Here is a 25,475-nt window from a genome sequence, read left to right on the forward strand (position 1 = left end):
TTGGGTAAAAGGTAAGATATAAACAAGAAAGTTAAATAAAGGAAAACAAAGAAAATAGTTGAATTTACATTCCGTTTTACCGGGAGGGAAGAAAGTGCATTCGGTACAAGAGGAAAAAGATCATAGAAGATTCCTAAAACAAACGATCGAGCATTTCAAACTAGGTAAATATTTTCCCGAAGAACTGATTCTTCTTGCCAAATCCGATCCTGTAAGCTTTGAGTGGATAAGGCATACCGAACACGGGACAATCGTTTTCCTGATGAGCATCGGCTGCTCCGCCTGCAACATGGATTATGCGGTTTCCTTTATGAACAGTCAACCCGGATTTAACTACTGCATCCTTTTCGAAGGAAGCCAGGAGTCGGTGGAGGAGCTGCGCAGGGAACTCGATCCGGAGGTACGGATTCACCGGTGCGAGACGGCTAAATTGCAAGCCCAGCTTAAGATAAATGCGGTCCCTTACGCGATTGTGCTGAACAAAGTCGGACAGGCTGTAGGAGCGGATATTTTTGACAAGCTAGCAAACTTGAACCGCGCGGCTGCCCCCTTGATCCGGGTCTATCACAATCTGAATCCGGACAAATGAAATCGCTTGCATATACGATTCGGACGACATGGAGCGCTTTTTCCAAGGTGTATGCGTTTAACAAAATCATCGTTCTTTTCTCCTTGTTCGCATACGTCTTCTCGGCTGTCCAAGCGAATGTAAGCGTTTATCTCAGCAAGTTAATCGTAGATCAGCTGACGATTAAAAACTTTTATCTGCTGATGGGCGGTATTGTGCTCTTAATCTTGTTTCAACTACTACGGGCGGCTTTGGATGCGTACGCTCAGCTGAAGAGCCGTAAGATGAGCCTGATGTTTGCCATCCAGTGCGAGGGCAAGCTCATCGATCTTGTAGAGAAGACGGACTTGATCGAGAAAGAACACCCGCGTTTCAAAGGCGATTTTTCTTACTGGTCTTACAGCAACAATAAATATTACGATACCTACTTAATCGCTATCGGCCTGATCAAACAAATCATACTCGCGTCATTGAGCTTGTTCTTTCTTCTTCACTCTTATTGGCTTACGGGAATTCTCGCTCTACTGGTCGGTACATGGCGAGGTGTTTACGATCTGCTGGCCGTACGCCGGCGGGTTGAAATCGATGAGCAGCTTATGAGGAACACGCGGAACCATCATTATTATTACGATCTCCTTACAAATTCCGAGACCCAGAAAGAAATGATGCTGTTCCGGTTGTTCCCTTACTTTAGAAAGCGCTGGCTGGACAAGAAGACGGAATACGCGGAGCTGCAAATCAAGCTCGACAAGCTGAATCACCAACGAACTTATCGCGGCGAACTTCTCTCGATCTTAAACACTGCTGTAGTTACGGTCATAACCGCTTACTTGATTTATAAAGGTTCTTTGAGCATCGGTGATTATGTGGCGATCACGATGGCGCTCAGCATGACGGAAAACAATATCAGCTCTATGTTCACTTCTTACTCGCGATTAAAAGAATACTGCACGCACATCGCGAAGCTGAAGCTGATTGAAGAGAAAAACGAGGTGGCCGTCAGTGCCGAGAAAAACGTCCGCAGCAAACCGTTTGTTTTCGAAAAGGATATCCGGATTCAAGACTTATTTTTCCGCTATCCGAATCAGGATCAGCCTGCTCTAAACGGGATCAGCGCTGAAATCAAGAAAGGAGAAGTTGTCGCCATTCTGGGCGAGAACGGCTCCGGCAAATCGACGCTCATTAAACTGCTTCTCGGGCTGTATCAGACGGAAGAAGACTCGATCTTTTACGACGATGTCAGTATGAAGAATATGGACCGATTTCAGATGTGGCAAAAAAGCAGTGCCGTATTCCAGGATTTTATCCGGTACATGACGGACGTAAGAGAAAATGTGGCTGCCGGCAATATAGATGAAATCGAAGATTCGGAGAAACTCGAGCAGATGCTTGCCAGAGTCGGTTTGGCCGATGTCTTCAAGCACGGTCTGAATAGCCGGTTGGGGTTTCTGGATGACGGTGCGGTCAATCTGTCGGGAGGACAATGGCAAAGACTCGCTTTATCCCGCGTTTTTGTTCGCGACGACGATGATCTTGTCGTGTTCGATGAACCGACCGCTGCCTTGGACCCGCTCAGCGAGGTTCGTTTGATGAATGACCTTCTGGGACACTTTAAAGGCAAAACCGTCCTGCTTATTTCCCATCGGGTCGGAGTCGCACGGAATGCCGACCGCATTATCGTGATGGAACGCGGACGAATTGCCGAGACAGGAACTCACAATGAACTGTTGGAACGTCAAGGTCTCTACAACGAGATATGGAACCAGCAGAAGCAGTGGTATGTGTAACGAAATCACAAGGAGGGAAATGTCCATGACGTCATCTGCGAAACCGTCCCGCTTGTCGGATACCGGTCTGCCTTTAGGCGCCTCGCTGCCCGAACTCCCGGACAACTTGAAGGAAGGCATTGGGGCTGCCTGGAACCAATCGGGCACTATTCGAGTCCTGCTGTTCGCCTCCGTTTATTGCACGCATTGCATAGATCTGCTGCCTCATCTTCAGACGATCGCGGAGAATCATCCGACTTTTTCTTTCGCTCTCTTCACTACCGGAGACGAAGAGGACCATCGCAGCATGAAAGAGTATTTCGGCTGGGATTTCTCCGTAAACACGATGGATCAAAGCGATATGGAAGCTTATTTCCAGGTTACCACTCTACCTTTTATGATGCTCATAGACAAGTCGGACATTATAGCGGCCAAAGGTGTCATCTACAATGCCGATGATTTTGAACAGATCCTGCGAATCAGCGGAATTCATTTGACTTAAACGCGGTATCACGGTGCTTGTCACCTTCACGATACAAATCCGCCTATGAAAGGAGGTGAAAAAGATGGCTTGTGAATGTCCGGATGGAACTGTTTTGAGTGAGTCCAGAGCTTGCCTGACTGGCTACTGCACGGCTAACGGAACTCAATATCCTAAAATTTTGACTTCCACTAAAAGTGTGGGCTGCAAAGACGGTAGAACAGTAGTTTGCAATTATAATGCTGGTTGCTGCTATTAAGCATTACAAAGGAGAAGGGCGATTGTCCCTTCTCTTTTATTCCATTTCAAAGGGGTTGCGTGTATTGAACGCTCAATTACTCGTCTGCGATCAGATTACGAACAATACTTTACTGGGAGGCCATTCCTTAGGCACTGTATTGAATCAAGTGTCTATTCCGGCGCTGCCCTTTGTGATAGAAATGCATGTCCTGATCAAATTGTTCGATTTGCCGCGTGATGAATTTGTCGACACCGCCTTGATCATCACAAACTCGTCGGGAGAAATGATTGATCGTACTCCGGCTACGGTTCTGCGTAATTACAGAGCGGAAGATCAGGTTCCCGGAGTGGATCAGGATGTATCCCTCCACTTGATCGTGACGGAACCGGGGATTATTTACATCCGGTGTATGGTAAACGGAGAAGAAGCGGCCTGGTACCCGTTAACGATTCGTCTGCAAGAACAAAAAGTCTCTTAAATGCTGGTTACACTCGCCGCTTTATAAAAGAAATGGGTGATTACAAAAATGATCCAGTGGTCTGGCTATGTTCTGGATATGACTATGTCGGTTCTGTTTTTCATGCCGTTTTACATAAAAGCCATCCGATTCCGCAATTTCCGGATCGAGTTGTACTCCTACGGCATCCTTCCCCGTTCTCTCGTTTCGATAGCGGCTTTGGTCGTCCTGTCAGTGGAGTTTCTCCTGTTTCTTTCGTTTGCCGTAGGATTGCTTGGAGGGTGGAGGGAGCTTGCCGCAATCGTTCTGCTTGCCGCGTTTGCCTTCTTTTCATGGCGGAAAACTAAACTTATGGGTGTCGATACGTGTGCCTGTTACGGAGAAATCGCATTTCTGAACCGGTCTCCGGTTTACCGCAATGCGATTCTAATCGGGTTGCTGGTGGTTGATTTGCTGCTGCCTGCTCCCGAACTAGATGGATACGTCCGAATCACTTCGCTCCTTTTTGTAATGGCTTTGTCGATTTCAATCGGGCTGCTTCAATCCGCATGGACCAAGAGGAAGAGGAGGAAGCACCGTGAGCACTCTGCTGTTTCTATGTAACCTGGTCTGGTTCCTTGCTTGTGTGCTGCTCTTGTTCATTCAAAAGCGGAAAGAGCGCGACGAAGTAACCGCGTTGATCGAAGAAATCAAACGACTTTCGGGCAGGCAGCGAAGCGTGACGAGGATAATATTCGCGGATCATAAAGCCCCTGCCTTTCAAAAAATCGACTCCCTGCTCTCGACAGGTGCTGACGGTCCCGAAACCATCGTGGTGATCGATGCTCCTTCCTGGTTGATCGCCGCCAGAGAAAAGAAGTGGGCAAAGCATGAGGTGATCGATGCCAAAAGGCTACCTTCCATGAGCAAAAACGGGATTATTGTGATTCGCGGCGGAAAGTACGATATTTACGATGAAGCGGCAGCATATCTGGCGTATACGGCATCGTAAGACTCATTCATGGCTGCCGCAGGCACCATGGCGAGCAAACAAAAAGGCACGCAAATGGAAACAGATTCCCGCGGTGAAGGAAGGGCGGCTAATCGAGATCAGTTTCGGTTTGTCGTACTACAACGACATCTATTCGCTGGACAAGCAGTTGGATTTTGTTATGGACAGCCTGCTGGCGAAGGCGGAAAAGCGGATAAACTGAATACGCAAACGGTCCGCGATCAGTAGTCGCCGTTCTTGCTTACATACAAGAAACCACAGCCCGTGCAGGCTGTGGTTTTCACTTGACGATCGGCTCCGCAACCTCTCTGCGCAGCAGAGCGATCTCATGTTTATACGGAGCGTTTTTATATTTAACCGGACCGATGGAGGGTGTCTCCAACAGTTTAGGCACTCTATCAAACCGGGGATGATGAACGATATAATCGAGGGCTTTAAGCCCGATGAAACCGTGTCCGATGTTTTCATGCCGGTCTTTGCGCGAGCCTCGTTCGTTTTTGGAATCATTGACATGAATGACCCGTATGCGGTCCAGCCCGACGATTTGATCGAATTCTTGCAAAACTCCGTCGAAATCCTCGGCGATGTTGTAACCGGCATCGTGGATATGACACGTATCGAGGCAGACGGATAGCCGCTCATTATGGGTGACTCCGTCGATGATCCGGGCAAGTTCCTCGAACGTCCGGCCGCATTCCGTTCCTTTTCCCGCCATCGTTTCGAGCGAGACTTGGACGTCCCTTTTCTCCGTCAGAACCTCGTTCAATCCCTCGATAATTCTCCGAATCCCGGCCTCGGCTCCTGCTCCCATATGTGCACCGGGGTGAAGGACGATCTGATTCGATCCCAACGCTTCCGTCCGCTGAATTTCAGTACGCAGAAACTCGATGCTGTATTCGAAAGTCCGCGTATTCACGGTATTCCCCAAATTAATGAGAAAAGGAGCATGGACCACGATATTCGAAATGCCATGGGCTTTCATATGCGCTTTTCCCGCATCAAGGTTGAACGCTTCAATAGGTTTGCGCCGTGTATTTTGCGGGGCACCCGTGTAAATCAGAAAAGTCGTTGCGCCGTAAGAGGCCGCTTCTTCGCTTGCCCGAAGCAGCATCGTTTTCCCGCTCATGGATACGTGCGAACCGATAAGCAGCGACATGTTCTCGCCCCCTTCATTTGTAGGATGTCTTGGTGATGGAAAGGTGGCGTCCATGAACCGTTTAATTCTAGTTTAACAGTTGCTGCCTCTTGTGTTGAGAGGGAGTTGCAGGGAAACCAATAAAGGCCGGGAAGAATTCCACGGCCTTTCGCGGCAATACTCGATTGGATTAATGAATGTGCCAAGTTTTGCGACAGAAATGCAGCGGGCTATCCCCGGAATAGAGTTACTCGGCTGTATAAGGCTGCAGGCGGGCGGCAAATTCGACAAAATTGTCGGCTGCCTTCCTGACGTTCTGCTCCATCAGCTCCTGCGCCTCTTCGAGCGTTTCCGACTCGCTTTCCGCGTCCTCCCGCACCATCGCTTCCTCGTGATCCATGAGAACAACGGCAGGGCAGGAGGGGTTCGTGCGGTAATCGAACAAGTAGTTGTTGCCGCTGCTTACGCTCCACGCAAAAGGAATAAGCCGTTTGGGGTCGGGGTTCACTTCATCCACAAGACTCCGATTTGTTTCGATGAAGCGTTCATCCAGCTCGGAGAATCGGACTTCCCAGTCGGTGACGTCTCCGTTTTCAACGAAGTTATATCCCTGCTGCTCCACCTTTTGCAAAAAGTTTAAATAATCGGATGGGAAGACGATTCCATAGTACTGCTCGATTTTTCTCCATGCATGGTTTTTCATGGGCTGCGTCCCTCTTTCTTTCCCGTTCGGATGGTTTATGATAGATAAAGTATAACTTATTAAAAATAAAGGAGAAAGACCATGCAAATTGTTTCGGCTGCCGATGCGGATTTTGATTACCTGCGTGATCGCGACCCTCATATTGAAGAAAATCTGATTCTGCCTAAAATTAGAAACAAGGAAATTTACATGCTGCGGAATGAAGAGAACGTGAACATTGGCTGGATGAGATACGGATATTTTTGGGATAACACTCCGTTTATGAACATGATCTGGATCGACGAACCGTATCGGGGCGGAGGTTTCGGGAAAGAAGTTGTCCTTTTCTGGGAAAAGGAAATGACACAGCGCGGGTTCAAGCTGGTTATGACCTCTACTTTGGCCAATGAAGAAGCGCAGCATTTTTACAGAAAGCTGGGGTACCGGGATGCGGGATGTTTGCTGCTCGAAAACGAACCCCTGGAAATCATCATGACCAAGAGATTGTTAGGACGTGAATCGAGTGGATAAAAAAGCGAAAAAAATATTGGCAACCACTTTTTGGTCTGCCGCGGGCTGGAAAAACAGACCGGAAGTTTATGCCGGTGACGATTTTGAGTATGCCAAAAGCAAAGGACTCATGTTCGATCCCCTTACCACTAGGCATGACGAACTGGTCAAACGGCTTCGCGACCTCCATCAGACCATCACCAAAGAGCGGGTTGCCGCCGCGTTTCTGCATAGTCTTTCTACTAAAAAGGTCCATTTGCGAAGCGCTCTTTCAAGCTGGGCTTTGACTGCGGAGATGCCCCATCATACATATGGCGAACGGAGCGCAGTGCGGCCCAATTACAGCAGCTGCGGGGACTGCAATTACAGAGGGATAATGTCGGACCGCGACTATGTGAATGCGGATCTGAACGTGCTGAATTTCGAGCGGGTCAAATGGGGAGGAATTCGATTGAACCACCTTCTTTACTGCTGGCTGGATCTCGAATTGTTCAGCAAAGAAGAAGAAGACTTTGAGGTTACCGCCGAGGATAAGACCATCCTTCGCAACATGATCGATGCAATTCAGGAATGTGAAGAGCATGATAGCGCCCGGAAGCTGGAAAAGCGCTGGAAGGATATACTTCCCTCGAGCAAGAATGAACGGGATGTGGTCATGGAAATATGGGGGTATGCGGGATTGCTGGTGCCCGGGGACACACCTCGCAAGCGTCGCGGCGGAGACCATGATTTGAATTCCGTGGCGATTTGGCAGGGGGATGACCGTTATTCGCGGGAAGCGATGGAGTTTTATTTCGGGGCGTATTTGTAGGGAAGACTGTTCACTTTAAGCCATATCATACAGGGCCGCTGAACCGACTGGTTTAACGGTCCTTTGTTTTTGAGCAGCTTGCCCCGATTGACAGAGTTTGGAATGAAGAGTATGATAACTTTAGATTTAGTAATTTAGTAAATTAGTAAATCAGTGAACGAGAAAATCGGATAACCAGCAATTTATCGAAAATGAATTGGAGCGTGTTAATGATGAAAATCCCGACAACGTTAAAACATAAACCGGTCATCGTATCCGAAAATTACGAGCAGGTAGACGGACGCCTCGCCCGGAACACGGACGCCAAAGGATTGTCTCTGGGGCTGGCCCAGTGGAATGACCGGGGAAAGGTCGATATTTCGGCAAAAGTATGGAGGCACACGGGAGAGAAGTGGTCCAGACAGTCCGAGGAGCTGCCCATGCACCGTGTCCTTGACCTCGCTATTCTGATTTGCAGAAGCAGCTTATATTTTCAGGATGCCTACCGTTTCCCGAAATTGTATGATCCCGAAAACCCCATGATCGACCGAATCGGGCTGCAGGGAGATGCGATGAGTGTATCCGTTTGCGAGGACAATCCCATGCTGGATCAAGACATCAAGCTTTTTGCCCAGGCTCTTAGCGAGGATGGCGAAATGATCGGGGAGCGGCTTCGCGTGTTATCCCGGCTGTTGGAGGAAATGGGGTATTGACCCTTTTAAAGAGGTGAAAAGAGTTGAACGTCAACCAGGATTATTACGTGTCTCCCGGCAGGAAACTGACGAATGCGGAACAAGCGCTGGTTTGGAAAAAACCGGCCTCCCATAAGGTCAGCGAAGAGGAAATTCGGATTTGCCAAGAAATCAAGCGCAACTGGAACCGCGGGGAAATGAAAATCGCCAATATTTTGCTCGAAGGGGACGCGGGCTCCGGTAAAACCCAGCTTGCCAAAGCCTTGTCGGCTGATTTGGGGCTGCCTTATACGAAAGTGACCTGTTTTGCCGATATGGATAAATCCGATATTATCGGAGCCATATTGCCGGTTATTTCAGCGGATCGAGTTGAGAAGATGGAAGCGGCGGAGCAAACCGTTTTGAGGGCCTTATATGACAGCGACGGTTTTCAAAGCGCGGCCGAACTCGTGATGAACGTGCTTGGAGGTACCCGGGAAGAGGCTGCCTTAACGATGAAGCAGCTGCTGAACAAGATGGAGCAAAACTCCGGTGACGATGTGGTGGAGTACCGGTTTTATCCCTCCGAAATCGTCAGAGCCTATCGTAACGGCTATCTTCTCGAAATTCAGGAGCCGACCGTTATCCGGGACGCCGCGGTGCTAATGGCGCTCAACTCCGCCTTGGAGCCGGATGGCAGCATTAATCTTCCTACGGAAATCGTTCGCAGACACCCGGACTTCGTCGCGGTCATCACAACTAACCGCAGTTATGCGGGAACAAGACCGTTAAACGAAGCCCTGCGCGACAGAGTGCAGCATACGGAGAAGATGGACCTGCCGACCAAAGAAATCATGGTAGAGCGGGCCATGTCTAAAACCGGCTACAGGAATGAGAAGGTACTCGCTATTTTAGCGGATGTCATTGTGGTTTTGGATAAAACCGCCCGGGCCCATGCGATTAAAGGCGTTGCGGGTATGCGTTCCTTTTTTTACTGGGCGGATGCGGTTGCCGGCGGCGCTATAGCCAAAGAGTCCCTTTACCACAAAGTCATCTACAAGATTACAACCGATTCCGAAGAAATCAGCTTGCTGGAAGAGGCGTTAAAAAACCGGGGATTACTGGACGTGCTTGACCAAGTCGATGCCGAAGCAAAAAAAAAAAGAATAACGGACGAAGCGGAACTAAAAACAGAGGGAACGATCGGCAGCACGGATTTTAATCAGGACAATGAGCTTGAAGAACCTGGGATCGTTTTGAAAAAATCCGCCGATAGCGACGAAAATACGTCCGAGGTTTCGGATGACTCCACCACCACGGAATTTTCGGACAGGAAAGAGGACGGGGCTGCGAAATATCATCAGGCCAATCTTGAAACGAAGTCTGAGGAAGCCAGGCAAAAGGAGCGGGATTACCGCAAAAAGCTGAATCGCGACGCCCGGGAGATCGTGTCCGGTTCTATTCATAACAAGGTGAAGCTTATCGTTCACCGTCCGGATTATGATAACGACTCCGAGCTGGAATATGCCCGCTTAAGTGAGGAACTGATGCCTGTCGTCTGGGAGATTGCCAGAAAAACACTCCCGCTGCTGGAACATGAGACCTCTTCGGAATTTGCGAGGCGTCAATATTACGGCAGCAAATTTCAGGCGGACAGCATTGCGTACCGGGATTTCAGGACGTTTGCCAAAAAACTTCCGCCAACCGATTCCCCCTCTCTTGTGGTCGGTCTAAGGGTGGACGAATCGGCATCCATGTCCGCTTTCGGGAGGCTGGAAGCCGGAAAGCGTGCGGTGATAGCCGTCTATGAATTTTGCCAAATTTGCCGGATACCCGTCTTGATCTACGGAGATACGGCGGATGCTTCCAGGCTGGAACAAATGTCGATTTACGCCTATACCGATTTGGACAAAACCGATCCCAACGACCGGTACAGACTGATGGGCATTCGCGCCAGAAGCAACAACCGAGACGGGATGGCTCTTCGAATTATGGCAGACCGGCTAGCCGCTTCACCGCAGCAGACCAAATTGCTCATCAGCATAAGCGACGGGCAGCCCAAAGCGATGGACGATTATACCGGAGCCTACGCCATCAAGGATATGCAGCAGACCATGGCTGAATATGAACGCAAAGGAATCACCTTTCTAGCAGCCGCGATAGGCCAGGACAAAGATGTCATTCATCAGATCTATGGAAGCGAGAGATTTTTGGATATCACGAGTCTTCCGGATTTGCCGGCTAAGTTAGTCCGGATTATTGCCCGGTATTTGTAAAGATCCATTTATCATACAGAGGCGAAAGGAGAGAAAGACATGGACAAAAACAAACGCAAGGAGCTTTTGGAAGAATACAAGCAGGTGAAGACCTACATGGGGGCCATTCAAATTCTCAACAAAACCAACGGCAAACTATACGTGGACACCTACCCCAACCTGAAAAACAAATGGATCACCCTGCAAGCCCAGCTGGACATGGGCAGGTTTGCCAACGCTCAGCTTCAGAAAGATTGGAAAGAACTGGGCGCGGAAAACTTCGCCTTCGAGGTGCTGGAGCAGAAAGAAGCTTCGGAAATTACAGACATGCGCTGGGAGAGGAAGCAGTTGAAAAAGCGGTGGCTGGAGAAGCTGCAGCCTTATGGGGACAGGGGATATAATAAGCCGCCTGAAGAGTGATAATAGGAACTTTTTTATATCCTCTTAAAACTTTCCTTAATTCTTGCTATGTGAGAATCACATCCTTTTATAGTATATTTTACTAGTAAATACCAAATAAAAGGATAGAGGAGAGGACGAAACGTGAGGAAATTTAAAGCTCTTATTTTAGCGGCCGCCTTAGGGATAGCCTTCAGCAGCAGTGTACACCTTCCATCTGCGGCAGCAGCACAACCGACTTCGATCGCTATACCGACCAATTTGGCTTTAGGCGGCAAAGTAACGGCCAGCGGAGAATATGCGCCGCACCAAGGGAAAGATAAAGCGTTCGATCAGGATGTTTTTTCAAAATGGTTGACATTCAGCAGTCCGGCCTGGCTGCAATATGAATTTCCCGCTGCGAAAGTCGTGACCTCTTACACCATTACTTCCGCGGAGGATGAACCTTACAGAGACCCGAAAAGCTGGGTGTTAAAAGGCTCTAATGACGGATCTAACTGGACTCAACTGGACACACGGCAGAATCAAAGCTTTACCTCCCGGCACCAAACCAAAACTTACTCATTCACCAATCAGACCGCTTATAAATTCGTGAAATTCGATGACTTTAACAATCAGAACGGAAGCGGTATTTTGCAGCTGTCCGAAATCAAATTATTCGACGGCAGCGCAAAGACATGGAGTACCACCAAACCCACCGTTACGGCCAGCGGAGAACATACGCCTACCAACATCAAAGAGAACCTGGTGGATGGAACAAGCGTGACCAAATGGCTGATTAAAGACGATACCGCATGGCTTAAGTTCGACTTCGGCCAACAAGTGACGCTCGATGGCTATGCGCTTACGGCAGCTAATGACAGACCCGAACGCGATCCCAAAAGCTGGGTTCTTCAAGGCTCCAACGATGACAAAACCTGGACCAGTATAGACACGAAAAGCGATGAGAACTTCAACGTTCGGCATCAGCGAAAGCATTACCTTCTATCGAACAACACCAAGGCCTTTCAATATTACAGGCTCAACAACATAAAAAATCACAGCGGAAACTCCATACAATTGGGTGAAGTAGAATTTTCGCGCACCAATGACATCGGGCATGCCGTTAGCCCCGTCATCGAAGTAAAGAACCTGGATGCATCGGGCAACGGCAGCTTATTCACCAAAGCCCTTCCCAATGCCGAGAAAGAAATATTGGCAGTCGCACGTAAAGTACACGAACTGTTATACAGTAATCCCGCAGATGCCCCTGTTGACGTCAAAAAAATCTTAGTAACCATTGAAGATGTTCCCGGAGTGGCTTGGACATCGGGAGACGCTACTCAGAAGACGGTCGGTTTCAGTTCCCAGTATCTGAAAAAATTCGTAGCCAGCCCTTCCAAATCGCTTCGCGAAGAAATCATCGGCATCCTTTATCATGAGATAGGTCATGTTTATCAGTACAGCAACTTTGACGTGGAAGCGATAGCCGACAGCTTGCGTTATGAAACAGGCTACCATGACCGGTACAGCGCCACCAAGGGTGGAACCTGGCAGACGAAAGGAACGGCGAACTTCCTTCGCTGGATTGAAGATTCGAAAAAACGCGGCTTCATCCGTGAACTGAACGCGGCTCCGATCCCTTACAACATCATCGGGAATGCCAATGAAATTCAGTTGTGGAAAGAACGCCAATTTAAAGTGATTACCGGAACAGACGTGAACACGCTTTGGAGCCAATATCAGGCGACGTTGTCTGATTAGTGGTGAAAGTTAATGATGGTTGAACGCAGATGAAATTATTTTGAAGAACGTGAATTTTCGGATGTATTTCCGAGGTTTGCGTTCTTTTTTTGTTTTTGATGGAAAGGAGGTTAGGGGTTCGTTTAGTTCGTAAAAAGAGAGATATAATGACTACGTAATCTGGAGCGTGGATATGTTATGCAATTGGGGAAAAGTAAATCTTTCGACTTTCCGCATCCAACTGAGAAGTGGTGATGGCCTATGACAACACAAAAAAGTATTCAATAGATTAGCAAAGGAAAAATCATCATATTTGCTGCAACACGTGCATAATGTGGTGAATTGGTTCCCTTGGTCGGAAGAAGCGGTTGAGGTCGCCAAACGCGATAACAAACTTTTCTTCTTAATCTATTGGGTAATTGCTATTTATTGACCCACACGTACCTATCATTGATGGGATGAATCAATTTAATAAAACAACTGTTAATAAATACTGGTGGAAGTTTCTTTTACTGTGATATAAGAAGAAACATTCGTCATATTATTCCATTTAATAGTATGATATGACTAAAGCTCATAGGTACAATTTCACTCCTAGTTTGTTCGTTTTTTAATAGTGTTTTGTTAGACTGATGAACTTCGTAAATATTACATTATACGAAGCACATCAAAAGCAGTAAAACAATGAAAACCAATAAAGCCATGAAGAGATTATTTAATGAAATCAAGCCATCACAAATTAAGAAAAGATGTGGTCAATAAACTTTCTCAAATATCTCCGCTTATACAAGCCAAGTTTATTCAATTTTATTAGTTAAAGTATAATGAAAATATGAAAGCTATAGGAGTTAAAATACATTGTCGAAGTTATTGTTCACTAATTTTCTTCTGAATACTTTTTTCTAGTGGTAAAGATGAATTTTACATTAAAACCGATGGTGGGAAGAGAAAACTTAATACTCGAATTGAATTAAAGTCTAGAAGATAAATTTAATACAACATAACTCCTAATTCAAAGGCGCACCTTCTGTCATGCTTTTACGAAGTAACTTGGAAAAGCTATGTTTCAATATGGGCCGGAGACCAGTTTTGAGCGAACATGATTAAATTAATAGGCTGAAGAAAATCAATAATGGAGGCAAGTTCGAGAAGTGATTCTGTGGTATAAGAACAATATACAAGCAGCGACTTCTAACGGAGCCTTGGTCTGCGTGATGGATTTTAGAGAGGCATTTGAACAGACAACCTCTTGCGGGGTTCATGAAAATAAAATGTTATAGGAAAACGTCAAGCACATATACAACGAAAAAGGAAGATCAATAGATATGAAGTCCAATGATTCTATAAGAATTGTAAGGTTCGCTGACGAGGGGTTTGATCTAAAAGAAAAAAGAGAGGGAACGTCCTTTTATGACTTAGAGGTCGATGATTACTGGAATGATTACTCAATTATTAGAGAGAAAGACAATATTAATAAGGGCATTTATGGATGCTATTCTCATTTTTATAAATTCAATATGATGAATCTGAAAGATACAGGTATACTTGGATTCCGAAAGGGACATCGAATAAATGTTGGGTACCTACCTATGGATTATTCGGTATATGCCAGGAATATGAGACCAGATTGTAACAAAACTAGAATCGTTAAAGTTTTTAAAGAAAATGAAAATCCGTTTGATAAATCAGTCTATTTAACTCAGGATGACTCTTATTGGGATGCGTATGCTTGGGTAAAGATGAAACTTTCACTATTAGTACGTAGAACAGAGGAATACCTACAGTTAAATAATACCAAAATGGTTCCAGAGCATATTAGTGAAATATTTCTTACAGCTATAGATATAGAGAATTTAAAAAATAGAAAACGTATATTTTTTGGATTTCCAATAAAGTGTATACCTTTGACAAAAGAAAGTTAGTAGTAATTTAAGAAACGATTTTTTCAGCGTTTGGCAGCAATTCAAGACCTTATAACCCCGTAGACTGGTTTCCTTGATCAGAAGAAGCTTTCACCAAAGCTAAGCAGGAGAATAAATTTGTCCTCATATCTATTGGGTACAGCTAGTTGTTGACTACCAAAATCATATGTAACTAAATGAATGATGGAACATATCTACCTAGAATTTAGATTTAACGAAAAAAAGCTGACACCCAAAGGTGCCAGCTTTTTTTCTATTTCTCCTGCAGCATCATTTCCCACAGCTGCGGGGTATCGTAGCCGAGACGCCAGGCGGCGACGCCGGCCAGGTCGTACTTGCGCGCAATAGCGAGGCGCTGCTTGACCGTGTCGTTGTCTTCCAGCCAGAACACGTGCTTTTTGCCGTCTTCGGTATAGTCCACTCGGTACTGCTTGAACTCGTTGTCCCACGTTTTAACGGCTTTCTTGGCCGTGATGAGCGCGGGGATGTCCTTGAGCAGGATCGCCTTGTTCTCTACAGGCTTGCCTGCGGCATCCAGGGTCCAGTCACGGACATAGTAGGGGATGCCCATGATCAGCTTGTCGCGCGGAATCCCGTAGCTCAGGAATTCGATCACGCCCTGCTCGGCCCAAGGAAGACCGGATACGGAACCCGGCTCCGTGCTGCCTTTCCAGTATTGGTCATAGGCCATGATGGCAATGTAATCCACGTATGAAGCGAGCTTCTCATGATCATACGCGGTTTTGTCGTTCCATTTGATGCTTCCGCGCGGCAGATCGACCGAAACGCTCAATTTTTTCGCGTGGGCGGCATCCGCAAACTGCTTCACAAAGGCGGTGTAGCTCGCCCGGTCTTTGGCGCTCAGGCTTTCAAAGTCGAGATTGAGCCCGTCCACTTTCAAAGCGGCGGCTTTGTCGACGATCTGGCGGATGAAGGCGGTCTGTGCCGCGGGATTCGCCAAGAAAGCCGAGGTCATTTCCGCATTAAACTGATTGTTGATCAGGGGATACACGGTAAATCCCTGCTTTTTGAGCCAGTCGACCGTAGCCGCTTCGGATTTGTCGTCGACTTTGCCGCTCGCGTCCGCGAGCTGGAAGTAGGTGGGCGATACCACATCAAGGCCGATGGTACCGGATGCTTGCGCTTGGATGGTCGAGGCTGCGGAAGAGCCCGTCCAGCCCCAGTACTGCATTTTGCGGAGATTATCCCAGATGACATTGCGGTCCAGGGTGCGGATCGTGCTGTTCGAGTATTTGGATGCGTACTCCAGCGCCTGGGGAATGGTGTTAAAATCTCCGATCAGCGTATTGTTCTGCAAAACCTGATAATACGGATAATTGCTCCAGATAATTTTGCCGTTATAGGAAATTTCGCTATGTGCCCAGCGGGAAGCGTATGCCGCGGCCGCGTCCAGCGACTGGAATTCACTCAGGAAATTATCGTTCTGATACACTTTGTAGGAAGCCTCATTCGTATGCACAACGGTATTGTCTGTCGTTCTGACGACTTTGGAACCTCCCCATTTGAGAGATTCGTTGATCGCATCTTCCAGATAAGCGAAGCTCCAGGCGGGCGGCGAATATGTATCCTGATAGACCCGGTAGACAGGCGTTCCGGAACGGAGCGAGCTTTTGTCGGCGGCACTGATATTGTCCCAGACCCACTTATTCGTGCTCAGATCGATGATGTGGGCATGCCTCCATTTACGGGCTTCGGCGGTCGCGTCAGCCAGCGTCGTGAAATCCCACGATGACTGCGTGTTGTCGCCCTGATAGACGCGGTATTTGGGATAGTTGTTCCAAACCCAGCCGCCGCTCTGCAAATCTCTTACGCTCGCATGCCCCCAGCGTCTGGCTTCGGCAACGGCCGCGTCCAGGGTAGGAAACGTCCACTGAGGCTGTGTAAAATCATATTGAAACACCTGATAACGGGGAAAGTTGTTCCAAAGCCACTTGCGGGTGGAGATTTCTTCGACGTGGGAATTTTTGAACTGTTTGGCGTAGGCCTCGGCCTGACTGTAGTCGGAGAGCTCCGTTACGATTTTGTTGTTCTGGTAAACCCGGTATTTCGTGGTTTTGTCCGCCGCCTGAGCCTGCAGGGGGGAGCAAAGACTGACGACGACGGCTCCTGTTAGTATCCAACGCACTGCTTTCATTTATCACGCCTCTTTCTATCAATCTTCCTATTATTTGACGTTCAGGCGTGCCGTTTAGTTGCGTTTTTCGGCATAAAAAAAGAAAAAGCCTCCCCGGCTTCTGCCGGAAAAGGCTTTTTTTCCACTCTCTTCGTCTATTCGTGGATATAAGCGACGATTTCGTCTTCGAGATCGAGCTGGATCTGGTCGCGGAAAACGCGAATTTGCTGCTGGCTCAGATACTGCATGATGGCCTCATAAATGTTAGCCTCGATCAGAATCTGATTGCGGCCTTCCGCAAATACTTCCGCCGAGAATCCGAGATCCTCGTCCCACATGAGGACAACCTCGACTTGGGAAGGGTGGAGCTGTTTGCGCTGCGCCATGTTGACGCATAACGCGTTGGTGATTTCCTGTTCGGTCAGTTTCATGTCAGGTTGTGCTTCTCCTTCATCTTATCGGCTTTACGCTTGTCCATGAAGTAGACGACAATGCGGCGGATCACCATTACGATGAGCAGGATGGCAAGCATGTTGACCATGAAGCCGAGTACGTTGCCGAGCATTCCCATGCCGCCGAACAATCCGCCGAAGAGCATGCCGGCCAGACCGCCGATCAGAAGGCCTTTCATCAGACCGCCGCTGAAAAATCCGCGTTTTTGAGTCGGAGCGGTGGATGTCGTTTTGGACGAATTGCTTGGTGTCGATTTGTTCACGTTTGTATCGTTGGATTTATTGGTTGTGGATGGTGTATACGATTTTTTGGTGGAGCTGTACGACTTCTTGGCCTCGACGGTTCCGGGCATAGTCACCGAAAACGTGAGCATACAGGCCATAACTAAAAGCAACCATTTCTTCAAAATAAATGTCCCCCTTAAATAATTATGCGAACGAGGTTCGTCTGCAAACATGCTATACGTACGGAAGCGGGCGGCGGTTTCACTTTTTTATAAAAATTTTATAGGAAGGCTCAAAATTTCGACAATCACTGATAATAATTATCATTATTGGTTACAATGGCTGTAGAACTAAAAAAAGAGGCCCGCGGAAGGCCTCTCTTTTCGGGTAAGCATCAGGACAGTTTCGATTCGAAGGTTTTGCAGTCGGTTTCTTCGGAATGACGGGTCTGATTGCCGTGGTGGCTCACGACATAAATCGATTCGGCCGCGCATTTGTTTCCGTTGGACCAGTGTTTGCAGGAATTCACTTCACACAGAACATCTTTAGCCATGCTGATTCACCTCCCTTTTCCAGCTTTATTAGGGTGGGCGTATTTGGCATGGTTTTATACGTGCGCGGCCAAGAAAATTTTAAATTTTGCGGGCATTCGGGCAAGTTTTTTAACGATGTTCCGGTCTCTGGGGATATACGTCTAAGGCGACGTTGGACGATGCCGCGTATTTTGGTTAACATGGAAAAGAAGGCATGATGTCGGCGATTATTTGGGATGAGGGGAAGCGGACTATGGAGCGTTATCCGAAAGAAGTACTGAATTATTTGGTTCATTTTCACGGGGATCGTGATTTTTTTGAGTGTCACGAGATTTTGGAAGAATACTGGAAGGAAAACCCGGGCCATCCGTATGCGGAAACGTTGGTCGGTTTGATCCAAGTGGCCGTCGGCCTTTACCATCAGCGGAGAGGGAACAAGGCGGGGGCCGTTAAAATGCTGGGCAGTTCTCTTGCTTATCTGAAAGTGGAAGATTTGAAAGGTCTCGGCTTGGCGGGGGAAGACCTGGTTGCCCGGGTGCGGCAAAGAGTGCGGGAAGCGGAGCTTGATGCGGTACCGTACGAAGATCTGGATCTTCCCGTAGAAGATCCTTCCTTGCTGGAAGCGTGCAAGCGGGAGTGCGCTCTGCGCGGCTTCGGTTGGGGAGAGGCGAGCGACGCAAGCAATCTCATGCTGGTCAACCGCCACAAGATGCGGGACCGCAGCGATGTCGTGGAGGAAAGAGCCCGCCAGTTGGAAGCCAGGAAGCTGCGCCGGAAAGGAGGCGAGGACCAATGAAGGACAAAATCGCGGTCGTCGACGACGAGCCGTACATCGCCGAAGTGGCCCGCCTCTATCTGGAGCATGCCGGGTACCATCCGCTGCTGGTGGATCACGCGGCGGAGGTGCTCCCTCTGCTGCGCGAGCACAATCCGTCGCTCGTGATCCTCGACGTGATGCTGCCGGACGGGTCCGGCTTCGACGTGTGCCGCTCGATCCGCTCCATGAGCAAGCCGCTCTGCGACGTCCCGGTCATTATGCTGACCGCGCGCGGCGAGGCGTTTGACAAGCTGGAGGGCTTCAATGTCGGAGCGGACGACTATCTCGTGAAGCCCTTCGATCCCAGCGAGCTGATCGCGCGGGTCAAAGCGGTTCTCCGGCGCAGCAAACCGGAAGAAGCGGCCATCGCGCCGGCCGATCCGTCGCTGCCTCTGCCGATCCGCATCGGCGCCCTGACCATCGACTTCGCCCGTTACCGGGTGGAGCTGGAGGGGAGCCGGATTGATTTGACGCCGAAGGAGACGGAGCTTCTCTATTTCCTGGCCAGCAAGGCGGGGAGGGTGTTTTCGCGGGACGATCTGCTCGCCGGAGTCTGGGCGTTCGATTTTCCGGGCGGCACGAGAACGGTGGATGCCCACGTCAAAAATTTGCGCAAGAAGCTGGGCAGCCATCCCGAATGGCGGATCGAAACGCTTTGGGGGATCGGCTATTCGTTCGAGGTGACGGCGCATGAGAAGGGCTGAGCGCCTTCTGGAGTTTTGGCGGGGGCGGTTCGGCAGTTTGTATCTGCGGGTCTTTCTTCTGTTCCTTGCCGTGTGCGTGCTGTTTTTCGTGGGACTGGCCTTGTTCTGGAACATGTATTTCCAAAATTTCTTTTACAAAGACAAGCAGGAATTTTTGAAAAAAGGCTACGTGGAGGTAACCAAGCTGCTGGCTCCATTCCAGGAAGGAACCTTGTCCACCCGGGAGCTGCGGATGGCGACACGCATCGTCGCGCGCGGAGTGAACGGGCGTATTTTTCTCGTGGACGACAAAGGAGTTATTCTGAACGGGTCCACCGAATATGAGACGTTCAAGCTGCCTCCGACTCTGGAAAAAACGCTGGGCAGCGGCCTGGAAGGCAAGTCGGGCTTCCTCTTCGACCAGCCGCCGAGCGAGAGGCGTCCGGGCGACAAGCGCCCGATGGACACGCTGCTGACGTACTATGCGCCGGCCCAGATCGGCGGCGAAACGATCGTCGTATTCCTCCAGGTGCCGGTGGCCGAAATACGGCAGACGATCTCGGTCATCCGGCTGATCATCCTCCTGCCGCTTCTGTTCTCGCTGCTGGCCGTCGGACTGCTGCTGTATTTCATCTCGCGCCGGATGACGGCCCCGCTGAAGCAGATGAACGAGCTGGCCTCGGCCATCGAGCAGGGAGACTTGTCCCTGCGTGTGCCTGTCACCTCGAAGGACGAGGTGGGCGAGCTGGCGGAGAGCTTCAACCGCGTGGTCGACCGGCTGCAGGAGTGGGAAGGCACTCGCCAGGAGTTCCTGGCCCAAGTCTCCCACGAGCTGCGCTCCCCGCTGACCTCGCTCCGGGGGCTGATCTCCGCCATGCGGGACGGGATTATCGAGCCGGACAAGTACGGCCACTACTTCCGGATCTGCGAGTCGGAGGTCCGTCGTCTGGAGCGGCTCGTCCAGGAGCTGCTCGATCTGGCCCGCATCCAGAACGGAGCCGGACTGCGCGAGCTGAAGCCGGTGGACATGGTAGCTCAGACCGGGGAAGTGCTGGACGTGATGCGGGAGATTTTCGCCCGCAAGCGGCTGGAGCTGTCCGAGCGGGTCGACGTGCCAGCCGGGGAAGGGCTGTTCGCCAGTCTCGACGCCGACCGCTATGCGCAAATTGTGCACAATTTGCTGTACAATGCGGTTCAATTCACGCCCGAAGGCGGGGCGGTTAAGGTCCGGCTGGAGGGGAAAGCGGACAAAGCGGTTCTCACCGTGAGCGATACGGGAATCGGGATGACGGCGGATGAAATCCAGCGGATCTGGGAGAAGTTCCACAAAGTCGACCGGACCCGCGGAGGCACGACGGAAGGCGTCGGACTCGGCCTGACGATTGTAAAGCATCTGGTCGAAGCGATGAACGGCCGCATTACGGTACAGAGCCGGCCCGGGGAAGGCACTTCTTTTTACGTGGAGTTTGTGCGTGTAAACGGAAGGGTCGGATATCCGGGCGAAAAACCCGGAGATCCGGATTCCTCCGCTGGATGATTTTCACACTTCTTTTACAAATCGAGCATCTTTTCATCAAAGCCGTTTCTTATCCTGTTCATAGGGACAGGTTGAGAGGGCGGCGAGGCAAAGCAAGTGCCGGACCGTCGTCAAAACCAATCCTGTCCTTCGGGGCAGGATTTTTTGCGTTGGGGGAGGGGACCATGAGTTTTCGCGGGAAGCTTCATTTGCGCTGGATAGGGGCGGCCTGCCTGCTGCCTCTCGCGTTTACGCTTACGTTTGCGTTTGCGGGCAGTTGGTCTCCTCATACGGATACGCTTGAACCGGTGGCGGAAGCGTTATCCGCTTCTCAGCCCGGTTACGAAGCGAACGGGGCTGCCGCTTTTCAAGGCGGGAACCGCCCGGAAAATACGGAACCTGCCATCCAGACGAGCAGGGAGCGCCTTCTTGTCTTGTTTTGCGCAACGCTGCTCGAGGTCGGGAAAGAAGCGGGCTTTTCGCTTACCCCGGCGCAGGCGGAACAGCTTGCCGGGATTCTTCAGCACAGCGTCGGCCGCGGTGAAATGACGCAGGAGGAGAGCGAAGAAGCTAAACACCTGCTTACGGGGAAGCAGAGGGACATGTTTGAGAAGGTTTTTGCGGACGACGCCAAACGAAGTTTACAAGGGCGCGCCCTCGAAACCGGAGGAACCCCGGAGCACTGCGGCGATACCGCTCCCAATTTTTACGGAAGCGTTCCTAACGGAGGAACAGATGCGGCCGGGGAATCTTCGGCTCTCCGGCCTGCCGAATGCGGGCCGCTTAAGGAAGAGCCGGAACTAAATCTGGAGCAGCAGACACTGCATATGTTGAACCGCCAAAAATCAGCGGCCATCACAGGGAGGAACAAATAGACGATGAAATGGTCAGGTAAAGTAATCGGAATGAGCTTGGCCGGCGTTCTGCTGGTCGGGGGCGGAGGCTATTTTGCTTTCGGAGCCGTTAAAAAGCCGATGGCGGGCGCCGCCGCTCAAGAGGTCGTGGTTGCCGTCAAGAAAGGGGATATCCGCTCCACGGTTTCGGGGACGGCCCAATTCGAGCCGAAAGAAAAACAGACGATCGTCTCTCCTGCGGACGCCACGATTAAAGCGATGCATCTTACGCGGAATATGCCCGTTAAAGCGGGGGATGTCCTTGTAGAGCTGAGCAGCCCGACACTGGAAAATAATTTACAAAAAGCGCTGATGACCCAGGCGGACATCGAGAAACAAATCGCCGAGCTGCGGCGGCAGCAGGCTAATATGGGCACCTCCGCTCCAATCGGAGGACAGCTTGTGCTTGCTCCTAATATTGAAGTCGGTTCGAACGTCAATAAAAATACAAAGATCGCCACGGTCAACGATACGACCAATCTGCTGGCAACGGTGCTTTTCCCGTATGAGGAAGCTTTGCAGCTGCGGAGCGGAGAAGAAATCGACCTGGCGGTCGACGGATTTTCTATTACCAAAACAGGCAAGGTAGACGCCGTGAACAAGACCGCCAAGTCCGACGGAAAGGGCGGAAAAGCGCTAGAAGTGCAGATCCGCATCCAAAATGACGGCACGCTTGATGCGGGACTTAAAGTGAAGGCATCCGCACGGATCGGAAACGTCTCTGTGGATGCGGTGGCCGAGAGCTCGCTGGACTATGCCAAATCGGCTCCGGTCGTAGCGGGTGTGCAGGGCACGATTTCTTCGCTTCCGAACAAGTCGGGAACTGTGGTTAAGGCGGGGGCCAGCGTGGCGGTGCTGGAGAACGATACGATCCAGAGCGATATTTCCGATAAGGAAGCGGCGCTGGAGCAGCAGAAGCTGGCCGTGCAGGAGGCGCGGGACAAAGTGGCCGATCTCGTTGTAAAGGCCCCTTTTGACGGCGTGTTCTCGACTGATTTCGTCAATACGAAAGAGAACATTCTGGCAAGCCTGACGCCCGGAGCGAAGGTCAAAAACGCGTTCGAATTCGGCGCCGTGGCGAACATGGAATTGATGCAGCTTCCGATCCAAGTGGATGAGCTCGATTTGAATGCGATCAAAACCGGAATGAAAGCCGAGGTATCGGTCGACTCCCTGCAGGGGAAAAAGTTCGAAGGCGAAGTGACGCAAATCTCCAGCATGGGCACGACGACCAACGGGGTGACGTTCTACGACGTGATTTTGGCCGTCAAAAATACAAACGAGCTGAAATACGGCATGACGGCGACCGCGAATATTTTGATCGAAAACAAAACGGGTGTCCTGTACGTGTCACCGGAGGCGCTTCAGTCGCGCCAGGGCAAGCGGTACGTGACCCTCAAGAAAGCGGACGGCACACTGGAAGCGCAGCATGAGGTGAAGATCGGCATCCGCAGTACGACCCAGGTGGAAATCACCGAAGGGCTGAAAGAAGGAGACAAGGTCGTGGTGCCTCAGAAAACCCAGCAGACGAAAATGACCCAGCAGGAGATCGACCGGCTCAGACAGCAGTACCAAGGCGGTCAGGGCGGTCAGGGAAGCGGAGGCTTCCAAGGCGGAGGCGGATTCCCGGGCGGCGGTCAAGGGGGCCAGGGGGGCCAAGGCGGCGGAGGCCAGCGTGGGAACCAGACGAGATAAGGCAGGTCGGTCAAGGAGGTGATTGGCATGAACATGATTGAACTTCAGGGCATTACGAAAGTGTACCGCCAAGGCGCCCAGGAGCTGACGATTCTGAAGAAGCTGGATTTATCGGTCGCCGCCGGTGAATTTGTGGCCATCGTAGGTCCGAGCGGTTCCGGAAAATCCACGCTGATGAATACGCTGGGTCTCCTGGACGTTCCGACGACCGGCAGCTACTTTCTCGACGGTGTCCAGACCGAGCGATTATCGGACAATCAGTTGTCTGAACTGCGCAACCGCAAGATCGGATTTATTTTTCAGCAGTTTAATCTGCTCCCTCGTTTGTCGGCTTTCGAGAATGTGGAGCTGCCGATGATCTATGCGGGCATTCCCGCCAAGCAGCGGGCGGAGAAAGCGAGAGCCGTGCTGGAGAAGCTCGGCATGAAGGGGCGGGAACACCACAAGCCCAGCGAACTGTCGGGGGGCCAGCAGCAGCGTGTGGCCATCGCCCGCTCGCTTACTTTGTCGCCGCCCCTGCTGCTGGCCGACGAACCGACGGGCGCGCTGGATACGCGGACCGGGCAGGAAGTGCTGGAGCTGATTCTCGAGCTGAACGGGCAGGGGCATACCATCGCGCTGATCACGCACGATCTGCATATCGCGGACTGCGCGAAACGTATCGTGTCGATCCGGGACGGGGAAATCGTGGGAGACCGGCTGAGCCTGCCGCAGGCGGCGCAGGGGGTGCCTTCATGAAATTCACCGAACTGATCCGGATGGCGATGAAGACGGTGACCGGAAGCCCGCTCCGTACGTTTCTTACGATGCTGGGTGTGATCATCGGCGTCTGCTCCGTCATCGCGCTCGTTGCGCTGGGCAACGGAACGACCGACAAGATCAAGGCCCAGTACGAAAATCTCGGCACGAATCTGCTCGTCGTGAACGTAAACGGCATGGGCCGCGCCACTCAGCTGGATTACAATGAGCTGATGCAGTTCGAGGGCTTCCCCGAAATTAGCGCTATCGCGCCCACGATGACCAAGAACGGGGCTCATATCAAAGCGGACCGCACGCAGGATACGTCCAATGTGATCGGGACGAACGACCGTTACCAGAGCATCGTCAAAGCCGATGTGGCTTCGGGCCGGTTTTTAAGCCCGTCGGATCTTGAGTTCCGGAGCAAAGTGGCGGTCATCGGCAGCGAGGTTGCCAAAACGTATTTCGGGGGGCTGGATCCGGTAGGAGAGACGATCCGCATTGAAGGCATTCCTTTTACCGTCATCGGGCTGTTGAAAGAAAAAGGCTCGAATATCGGCGGCACCTCCGTGGACAGCTCCATTCTCGTGCCGCTGGAGACGGCGCGCCGCCAGTTCCAGCTCGGAACGATCCGGACGACCTATATCGAAGCTCCGACGCGTGATGATATTTACAAAGCGCAAAACACGATGAAGTCGTATCTGACTTACAAATTTAAATCCGATACCGGATTTACCCTGATCAATCAGGATGAGCTGCTGGCCGCAAGCACGAAAGCGACCGATACGCTTACCAAACAGCTTGTCAGCGTGGCTGCGATTTCTCTGCTTGTAGGGGGCATCGGCATTATGAACATCATGCTGGTCACCGTAAGCGAAAGGACCCGCGAAATCGGAATCCGCAAATCGATCGGAGCCAAGCGCCGGAGCATTCTGCTTCAGTTTCTCGTGGAGGCAACCGTCATCAGCGGGCTGGGCGGCCTGTTCGGTCTTCTGCTCGGCATCGGCATCGTGTACGGGTGGCCGCTCTTTTCCAAAGAGCAGACCTTGCGCCTGTCGCTGGACGTTTGTGTGTACGCGTTCGCGTTCTCGGTGCTGGTCGGCGTCGTATTCGGCCTTTATCCGGCGAACAAAGCGTCCAAGCTGCATCCGATCGACGCGCTGCGTTCCGATTAAATCCGCCCGAATTCATCTCAGGAG

27 protein-coding genes and 2 pseudogenes are annotated in these 25,475 nt (G+C 50.6%); 23 read left to right on the top strand and 6 right to left on the bottom strand.

Features of this window, described 5'->3' with window-relative positions:
* Positions 1-94: 94 nt before the first annotated feature.
* The 7 genes and pseudogenes from KVT34_RS02235 to KVT34_RS02265 form a co-directional block, all read left to right on the top strand.
* Positions 95-589 (top strand): hypothetical protein, encoded by a 495-nt coding sequence (locus KVT34_RS02235; protein ID WP_217556454.1) that lies wholly within the window; start codon positions 95-97, stop codon positions 587-589.
* The gene (locus KVT34_RS02240) at positions 586-2,355 is read left to right on the top strand and encodes an ATP-binding cassette domain-containing protein (RefSeq protein ID WP_217556456.1); all 1,770 of its coding nucleotides are present in this window, start codon (positions 586-588) and stop codon (positions 2,353-2,355) included. Before KVT34_RS02235 ends, KVT34_RS02240 begins: the two co-directional genes overlap by 4 nt.
* A 25-nt stretch (positions 2,356-2,380) precedes the next feature.
* Positions 2,381-2,836 carry a TlpA family protein disulfide reductase gene (locus KVT34_RS02245; RefSeq protein WP_217556457.1) on the top strand — a complete coding sequence of 152 codons (456 nt, stop codon included), beginning with the start codon at positions 2,381-2,383 and terminating at the stop codon, positions 2,834-2,836.
* 302 nt (positions 2,837-3,138) lie between these two features.
* Positions 3,139-3,534, top strand: coding sequence for a hypothetical protein (locus KVT34_RS02250; protein ID WP_254634504.1), 396 nt, complete (start codon positions 3,139-3,141; stop codon positions 3,532-3,534).
* 48 nt (positions 3,535-3,582) lie between these two features.
* Complete coding sequence (locus KVT34_RS02255; RefSeq protein WP_254634505.1) at positions 3,583-4,116, top strand: MauE/DoxX family redox-associated membrane protein; 534 nt, start codon at positions 3,583-3,585, stop codon at positions 4,114-4,116.
* Positions 4,091-4,504 carry a hypothetical protein gene (locus tag KVT34_RS02260; RefSeq protein WP_217556459.1) on the top strand — a complete coding sequence of 138 codons (414 nt, stop codon included), beginning with the start codon at positions 4,091-4,093 and terminating at the stop codon, positions 4,502-4,504. The genes KVT34_RS02255 and KVT34_RS02260 overlap by 26 nt, the downstream gene beginning before the upstream one ends.
* A 55-nt stretch (positions 4,505-4,559) precedes the next feature.
* A pseudogene (locus KVT34_RS02265) lies at positions 4,560-4,706 on the top strand (ABC transporter substrate-binding protein); the annotation flags it as partial.
* Between the two features lie 78 nt (positions 4,707-4,784).
* On the opposite strand, the gene KVT34_RS02270 reads toward KVT34_RS02265, so the two are convergent.
* Both KVT34_RS02270 and KVT34_RS02275 read right to left on the bottom strand, forming a co-directional pair.
* Entirely contained in the window at positions 4,785-5,660 is an 876-nt protein-coding gene (locus KVT34_RS02270) for a deoxyribonuclease IV (protein ID WP_217556460.1), read from the bottom strand.
* 226 nt (positions 5,661-5,886) lie between these two features.
* Positions 5,887-6,342 (bottom strand): SMI1/KNR4 family protein, encoded by a 456-nt coding sequence (locus KVT34_RS02275; RefSeq protein ID WP_217556461.1) that lies wholly within the window; start codon positions 6,340-6,342, stop codon positions 5,887-5,889.
* 81 nt (positions 6,343-6,423) lie between these two features.
* Between KVT34_RS02275 and KVT34_RS02280 the strand changes: the two genes are divergently transcribed.
* From KVT34_RS02280 to KVT34_RS02320, 9 genes and pseudogenes are all read left to right on the top strand, one after another.
* Positions 6,424-6,852, top strand: a complete 429-nt coding sequence (locus tag KVT34_RS02280) for a GNAT family N-acetyltransferase (protein ID WP_217556462.1) — start codon at positions 6,424-6,426, stop codon at positions 6,850-6,852.
* Positions 6,845-7,642: a hypothetical protein gene (locus tag KVT34_RS02285; protein ID WP_217556463.1), complete on the top strand. Its 798-nt coding sequence runs from the start codon at positions 6,845-6,847 to the stop codon at positions 7,640-7,642. Before KVT34_RS02280 ends, KVT34_RS02285 begins: the two co-directional genes overlap by 8 nt.
* 212 nt (positions 7,643-7,854) lie before the next feature.
* Positions 7,855-8,334: a DUF6530 family protein gene (locus KVT34_RS02290; protein WP_042228856.1), complete on the top strand. Its 480-nt coding sequence runs from the start codon at positions 7,855-7,857 to the stop codon at positions 8,332-8,334.
* Positions 8,335-8,357: 23 nt separating this feature from the next.
* The gene (locus KVT34_RS02295) at positions 8,358-10,568 is read left to right on the top strand and encodes an AAA family ATPase (protein WP_217556465.1); all 2,211 of its coding nucleotides are present in this window, start codon (positions 8,358-8,360) and stop codon (positions 10,566-10,568) included.
* A 39-nt stretch (positions 10,569-10,607) separates the two neighbouring features.
* Positions 10,608-10,967 (top strand): GIY-YIG nuclease family protein, encoded by a 360-nt coding sequence (locus KVT34_RS02300; RefSeq protein ID WP_217556467.1) that lies wholly within the window; start codon positions 10,608-10,610, stop codon positions 10,965-10,967.
* Between the two features lie 123 nt (positions 10,968-11,090).
* Positions 11,091-12,689 carry a basic secretory protein-like protein gene (locus KVT34_RS02305; protein ID WP_217556469.1) on the top strand — a complete coding sequence of 533 codons (1,599 nt, stop codon included), beginning with the start codon at positions 11,091-11,093 and terminating at the stop codon, positions 12,687-12,689.
* Between the two features lie 316 nt (positions 12,690-13,005).
* The gene (locus KVT34_RS32925) at positions 13,006-13,101 is read left to right on the top strand and encodes a hypothetical protein (protein WP_483311426.1); all 96 of its coding nucleotides are present in this window, start codon (positions 13,006-13,008) and stop codon (positions 13,099-13,101) included.
* Positions 13,102-13,993: 892 nt separating this feature from the next.
* Positions 13,994-14,590: a hypothetical protein gene (locus tag KVT34_RS02315; protein ID WP_217556471.1), complete on the top strand. Its 597-nt coding sequence runs from the start codon at positions 13,994-13,996 to the stop codon at positions 14,588-14,590.
* 17 nt (positions 14,591-14,607) lie between these two features.
* Positions 14,608-14,733 (top strand): annotated as a pseudogene (locus KVT34_RS02320) (DUF255 domain-containing protein); the annotation flags it as partial.
* 110 nt (positions 14,734-14,843) lie between these two features.
* Here the strand turns inward: KVT34_RS02320 and KVT34_RS02325 are convergent.
* From KVT34_RS02325 to KVT34_RS02340, 4 genes are all read right to left on the bottom strand, one after another.
* Positions 14,844-16,745 carry a glycosyl hydrolase family 18 protein gene (locus KVT34_RS02325; protein WP_217556472.1) on the bottom strand — a complete coding sequence of 634 codons (1,902 nt, stop codon included), beginning with the start codon at positions 16,743-16,745 and terminating at the stop codon, positions 14,844-14,846.
* Between the two features lie 134 nt (positions 16,746-16,879).
* Positions 16,880-17,155, bottom strand: coding sequence for a DUF2653 family protein (locus KVT34_RS02330; RefSeq protein WP_009674362.1), 276 nt, complete (start codon positions 17,153-17,155; stop codon positions 16,880-16,882).
* On the bottom strand, positions 17,152-17,583 hold the full coding sequence (locus tag KVT34_RS02335) for a hypothetical protein (RefSeq protein WP_174446790.1): 432 nt from the start codon (positions 17,581-17,583) through the stop codon (positions 17,152-17,154). The genes KVT34_RS02330 and KVT34_RS02335 overlap by 4 nt, the downstream gene beginning before the upstream one ends.
* Before the next feature lie 212 nt (positions 17,584-17,795).
* A complete protein-coding gene (locus tag KVT34_RS02340; RefSeq protein ID WP_217556473.1) occupies positions 17,796-17,954 on the bottom strand; it encodes a DUF1540 domain-containing protein in 159 nt (52 codons plus the stop codon).
* A gap of 233 nt (positions 17,955-18,187) precedes the next feature.
* On the opposite strand from KVT34_RS02340, the gene KVT34_RS02345 reads away from it, so the two are divergent.
* From KVT34_RS02345 to KVT34_RS02375, 7 genes are all read left to right on the top strand, one after another.
* A complete protein-coding gene (locus KVT34_RS02345; protein WP_217556474.1) occupies positions 18,188-18,730 on the top strand; it encodes a DUF309 domain-containing protein in 543 nt (180 codons plus the stop codon).
* A complete protein-coding gene (locus KVT34_RS02350; RefSeq protein ID WP_217556475.1) occupies positions 18,727-19,455 on the top strand; it encodes a response regulator transcription factor in 729 nt (242 codons plus the stop codon). The genes KVT34_RS02345 and KVT34_RS02350 overlap by 4 nt, the downstream gene beginning before the upstream one ends.
* Positions 19,442-20,971, top strand: coding sequence for a sensor histidine kinase (locus tag KVT34_RS02355; RefSeq protein WP_217556476.1), 1,530 nt, complete (start codon positions 19,442-19,444; stop codon positions 20,969-20,971). Before KVT34_RS02350 ends, KVT34_RS02355 begins: the two co-directional genes overlap by 14 nt.
* Before the next feature lie 164 nt (positions 20,972-21,135).
* Positions 21,136-21,825, top strand: a complete 690-nt coding sequence (locus KVT34_RS02360; RefSeq protein WP_217556478.1) for a hypothetical protein — start codon at positions 21,136-21,138, stop codon at positions 21,823-21,825.
* A gap of 3 nt (positions 21,826-21,828) precedes the next feature.
* Positions 21,829-23,538 (top strand): permuted SH3 domain-containing protein, encoded by a 1,710-nt coding sequence (locus KVT34_RS02365; RefSeq protein ID WP_217556480.1) that lies wholly within the window; start codon positions 21,829-21,831, stop codon positions 23,536-23,538.
* 27 nt (positions 23,539-23,565) lie between these two features.
* On the top strand, positions 23,566-24,276 hold the full coding sequence (locus KVT34_RS02370; RefSeq protein ID WP_302694946.1) for an ABC transporter ATP-binding protein: 711 nt from the start codon (positions 23,566-23,568) through the stop codon (positions 24,274-24,276).
* Positions 24,273-25,451: an ABC transporter permease gene (locus tag KVT34_RS02375; RefSeq protein ID WP_217556482.1), complete on the top strand. Its 1,179-nt coding sequence runs from the start codon at positions 24,273-24,275 to the stop codon at positions 25,449-25,451. Before KVT34_RS02370 ends, KVT34_RS02375 begins: the two co-directional genes overlap by 4 nt.
* Positions 25,452-25,475 lie beyond the last annotated feature (24 nt).

The organism is Paenibacillus sp. GbtcB18 (assembly GCF_019091125.1).
GTDB classification, from domain to species: domain Bacteria; phylum Bacillota; class Bacilli; order Paenibacillales; family NBRC-103111; genus Paenibacillus_F; species Paenibacillus_F chitinolyticus.

Bases quoted from the DNA above. Each gene is read 5' to 3' on its own strand.
- KVT34_RS02240 (WP_217556456.1), top strand. From the start codon at position 586: ATGAAATCGCTTGCATATACGATTCGGACGACATGGAGCGCTTTTTCC.
- KVT34_RS02245 (WP_217556457.1), top strand. From the start codon at position 2,381: ATGACGTCATCTGCGAAACCGTCCCGCTTGTCGGATACCGGTCTGCCT.
- KVT34_RS02255 (WP_254634505.1), top strand. From the start codon at position 3,583: ATGATCCAGTGGTCTGGCTATGTTCTGGATATGACTATGTCGGTTCTG.
- KVT34_RS02270 (WP_217556460.1), bottom strand. From the start codon at position 5,660: ATGTCGCTGCTTATCGGTTCGCACGTATCCATGAGCGGGAAAACGATG.
- KVT34_RS02275 (WP_217556461.1), bottom strand. From the start codon at position 6,342: ATGAAAAACCATGCATGGAGAAAAATCGAGCAGTACTATGGAATCGTC.
- KVT34_RS02280 (WP_217556462.1), top strand. From the start codon at position 6,424: ATGCAAATTGTTTCGGCTGCCGATGCGGATTTTGATTACCTGCGTGAT.
- KVT34_RS02290 (WP_042228856.1), top strand. From the start codon at position 7,855: ATGAAAATCCCGACAACGTTAAAACATAAACCGGTCATCGTATCCGAA.
- KVT34_RS02300 (WP_217556467.1), top strand. From the start codon at position 10,608: ATGGACAAAAACAAACGCAAGGAGCTTTTGGAAGAATACAAGCAGGTG.
- KVT34_RS02315 (WP_217556471.1), top strand. From the start codon at position 13,994: ATGAAGTCCAATGATTCTATAAGAATTGTAAGGTTCGCTGACGAGGGG.
- KVT34_RS02325 (WP_217556472.1), bottom strand. From the start codon at position 16,745: ATGAAAGCAGTGCGTTGGATACTAACAGGAGCCGTCGTCGTCAGTCTT.
- KVT34_RS02330 (WP_009674362.1), bottom strand. From the start codon at position 17,155: ATGAAACTGACCGAACAGGAAATCACCAACGCGTTATGCGTCAACATG.
- KVT34_RS02340 (WP_217556473.1), bottom strand. From the start codon at position 17,954: ATGGCTAAAGATGTTCTGTGTGAAGTGAATTCCTGCAAACACTGGTCC.
- KVT34_RS02345 (WP_217556474.1), top strand. From the start codon at position 18,188: ATGGAGCGTTATCCGAAAGAAGTACTGAATTATTTGGTTCATTTTCAC.
- KVT34_RS02350 (WP_217556475.1), top strand. From the start codon at position 18,727: ATGAAGGACAAAATCGCGGTCGTCGACGACGAGCCGTACATCGCCGAA.
- KVT34_RS02355 (WP_217556476.1), top strand. From the start codon at position 19,442: ATGAGAAGGGCTGAGCGCCTTCTGGAGTTTTGGCGGGGGCGGTTCGGC.
- KVT34_RS02360 (WP_217556478.1), top strand. From the start codon at position 21,136: ATGAGTTTTCGCGGGAAGCTTCATTTGCGCTGGATAGGGGCGGCCTGC.
- KVT34_RS02365 (WP_217556480.1), top strand. From the start codon at position 21,829: ATGAAATGGTCAGGTAAAGTAATCGGAATGAGCTTGGCCGGCGTTCTG.
- KVT34_RS02370 (WP_302694946.1), top strand. From the start codon at position 23,566: ATGAACATGATTGAACTTCAGGGCATTACGAAAGTGTACCGCCAAGGC.
- KVT34_RS02375 (WP_217556482.1), top strand. From the start codon at position 24,273: ATGAAATTCACCGAACTGATCCGGATGGCGATGAAGACGGTGACCGGA.